At 73.9% G+C, this 3,116-nt stretch carries 2 protein-coding genes; one reads left to right on the top strand and one right to left on the bottom strand.

The window, feature by feature from the left end:
• Positions 1-1,883, bottom strand: a 1,883-nt coding sequence (locus tag ACLBYE_RS30045; protein WP_447696958.1) for an ATP-binding protein, incomplete at its 3' end; no start/stop codon positions are given.
• A 176-nt stretch (positions 1,884-2,059) separates the two neighbouring features.
• Between ACLBYE_RS30045 and ACLBYE_RS30040 the strand changes: the two genes are divergently transcribed.
• The coding region (locus ACLBYE_RS30040; RefSeq protein WP_447696957.1) for an MCP four helix bundle domain-containing protein at positions 2,060-3,116 on the top strand (1,057 nt) is incomplete at its 3' end.

Raw genomic sequence — 3,116 nt, 5'->3', positions numbered from 1 at the left:
GGCCCGCGATGGCCGCGGGTCATCAGCAGGTCGACGTTGCGGGTCACCGTGTAGGCCATGCCGGCCGTGGTCCGGCCGCTCGGCGCCACGGCCCGGGACAGGCGCGCCAGTTCGGCATCGTCCCGGGCGAGGTCGTAGCCGCCGAGCCGCACGCCGAGGAACGCCTCGGCGTGGGGGTCGCTGGTCTCGATCACGGTGAGCGGACCGTCGTCGTAGCGGCGGGCGCGCTGCTTGGCGGTGTCGGTGGTCTTGACCAGGATGCAGCGGCTGAAGCGGTCGCGGCCCGATTGCAGCACGCCGAGGGCCTCGCTCAGCCGGTCCGGGGCGACCACCAGGGCCTCGCGGGCGCGCCCGAGCAGCCCTTCGAGGGCCGGCCCCCAGGTCGGGTCGACGATCTCGGCCAACTCGCAGATCGGCAGCGCGTCGATGCCGCGCCGCTCCAGCTCGCCGCGGAACGCCACCGTGTCGGAGGACAGCCGCGCCGCCGGGCCGCCGCCGGTGCGCGGCGCCGACCGCTCGGCCTCGCTCTCCTGCGCGCGGGCCTTGAGCGCCGCGTCCTCGGCGGCGCGCTCCAGGGCCTCGTCGAAGTCGGGCAGGCGCGCCAGCCCGTCGGCCAGCTCGGCCAGCGGGCCGTCGGGGCGCAGGATCTCCTCGGGGGAGGAGTCCCGGCGCAGGCCGGCCCGGGCGCAGGCCACGGCGAGGCGGGCCGCCTGCGGGCAGCTCTGGCGCAGGATCGGGGCGACCGGCTGGAGCTTGGCCATCTGCCCGACGAGGGCCACGAGGTCGCCGATCCGGCCGATCAGCTCCTTGCGATCGCGCTCCAGCATGGACAGGCCGAGCGTTGAGGCCGCGAGCCGGCCCTCGGCGGCGCCCGCGGCGGCGAGCGCCTTCTTCTCGGCGATCTCGCCGTCGATCTCGCGGACGTAGCCGCGGCTCGCCGCGACGCGCTCGCGGGCGATGCGCAGGGTGTCGGCCCCCTCGCGGAGGCGGCCCCGGACGGCGATGAGGTCGAGGCTGCGGCGGCGCAGCTCGGCGCTGGCCGCCCGCAGCTCGTGCGTCGCGGCGGCGAGGATCGCCTCGCCCCAGGCCTCGTAGCGGTCGCGCAGGCGCCGCAGGCGCCCGAGCCGGGTCTCCAGCTCGGCGATGGTCTCCCGGAGGCGCCGCCAATTGGCGATGGAGTGGCGCACGCGCTCGACGTCAAGGGGTTCCGGCTCGAGCACGAAGGCGCGCACGAAGGCGCTGGTGTCGAAGATCGGCTTGAACGCCACCGCGTTGGCGAAGCTGCGCAGGAAGTGGCGCGGCTCCGGCGCCGGCGCGCCCTCACGCAGGGTCGCCAGCACGTCGGCCGTGAAGCGCTCGCCGGAGGTGCGGTACTCGGTGAAGCTCGACGCGCGGGCGCGCAGCTCCGCGGCGATCTCGCTCCAGGGCGCCGTGTAGGTGCCGCCGGGGGCGGTGCGGGCGTAGTCGGAGACCTCGAACCGGTGCCCGACCGCGATGAAGCGCGACAGCACGGTCTCCTTCGGCTCGGCGGCCCGGGCCGCCAGGGCGAGGCCGACCGAGACCACGCGGCCGGAATCGGGGTTCTCGAAGACCAGCACCAGCACGGTCTCGCAGGATTCCCGCGTCGGGCGGCCGCCCTCCGCCGGGTCGCTGATCCAGCCCAGGCAGTAGTCGCGCACGGTGCGGGCGCTGCGGCCGGAGGCCGAGGCGTTGAGGGCGAGGCGGCTGGCGTTGTTGCCGGCCAGCACCGTGCCGACCGCGTCGAAGATCGTCGACTTCCCGGCCCCGGTCGGCCCGACCAGCGCCGCGGCGCCGCGCAGGCGGATCTGCTCGCGGCGGATCAGGTACCAGTTCGAGATGGCGATGTCGGTGAGGACGTACACGGTGTCGGTGGGTCGGGCCGGTGGCGAGGAATGAGCGGCCCAGTTGGCCGGACTCGGCCGCGTATGCAAGCCGACACACGCGAACCCGTGAAGCCTGATCCTACCTCAAGTTATAACACTGTTAGCACAAACTGTTCATGTCCTGCGGGTCTCGCCCGCACGACCGGAACCGACCGATGCGTCTCAGTCTCAAAGTAAAACTCAGCGGCCTCTTCGCCCTCCTGCTCCTGGCGGCGATCGTTCAGGGCGGCGTGACCCTCTACAAGATGCAGGCGGTCGACCAGCGGCTCGCGGAGCTGATCGACAACGCCGTGCCGTCGATCAACGAGGCGCAGGCGATCAACGCCCTCGTGATGCGCTCGCGACTGTGGCAGTTCCGCTACGTGACGGCGGATACCGACGCCGAGCGCGAGACCAGCCTGAAGAACGCCGACGAGATGATGCGGAACCGCCAGGCGAAGGCCGAGGCGTACCGCGGCCTGGTGGCGTCGAAGGAGGAGCAGGGGATCTACGACGACCTGCTCGCCAAGCTGGCGGTGCAGCAGGCCGACTGGACCCGTCTGCGCGCCTTCCCGGCCGACCAGCACGACCAGGCGCTCGCCTATTTCCGCGGGGCCATGAACGCCAACTACCTGGCGGCCTCCAGCGCGACCCGCGCCCTCGCCGATCTGAACATCCGGAACGGCGAGGCGGCCGGGCGCGCGGCCCGCGACAGCCAGGCCGAAGCGGTCCGGACGACCGTCGTGAGCCTGCTCGTCAGCCTCGTCATCGCGCTCGGCGCCATGCTGTACGCCTTCACGGGCGTGTCGCGGCCGCTCGCCGGGATGACGCTGTCCATGCGGCGGCTCGCCGACGGCGACACGCAGGCCGAGATCCCCTACGCGGCGCGGCGGGACGAGATCGGCGCCATGTCGGCGACCGTCGCGGTGTTCCGGGAGAACCTGCTGCACGCCCGCGCCCTCGAGGCCGAGACCGCGCAGGCCCGGGCCGGCGCCGAGGCGCAGCGCCGGCAGGCGACGCGCGAGCTCGCCGACCGGTTCGAATCGGCCATCGGCGGCATCGTCGGCTCGGTGACGTCGGCGGCGACGCAGCTCCAGTCCACGGCCCAGATCCTCACCGCGACGGCGACGCAGACGGCCGGCCAGTCCACCAGCGCGGCGGCGGCCGCCGAGGAGGCCTCCTCCAACGTCACCACGGTCGCGGCGGCGGCCGAGGAGCTCGGCTCCTCGGTCA

It is taken from the genome of Methylobacterium sp. A52T (assembly GCF_053346095.1).
This window is presented reverse-complemented; position numbering and strand designations above follow the sequence as displayed.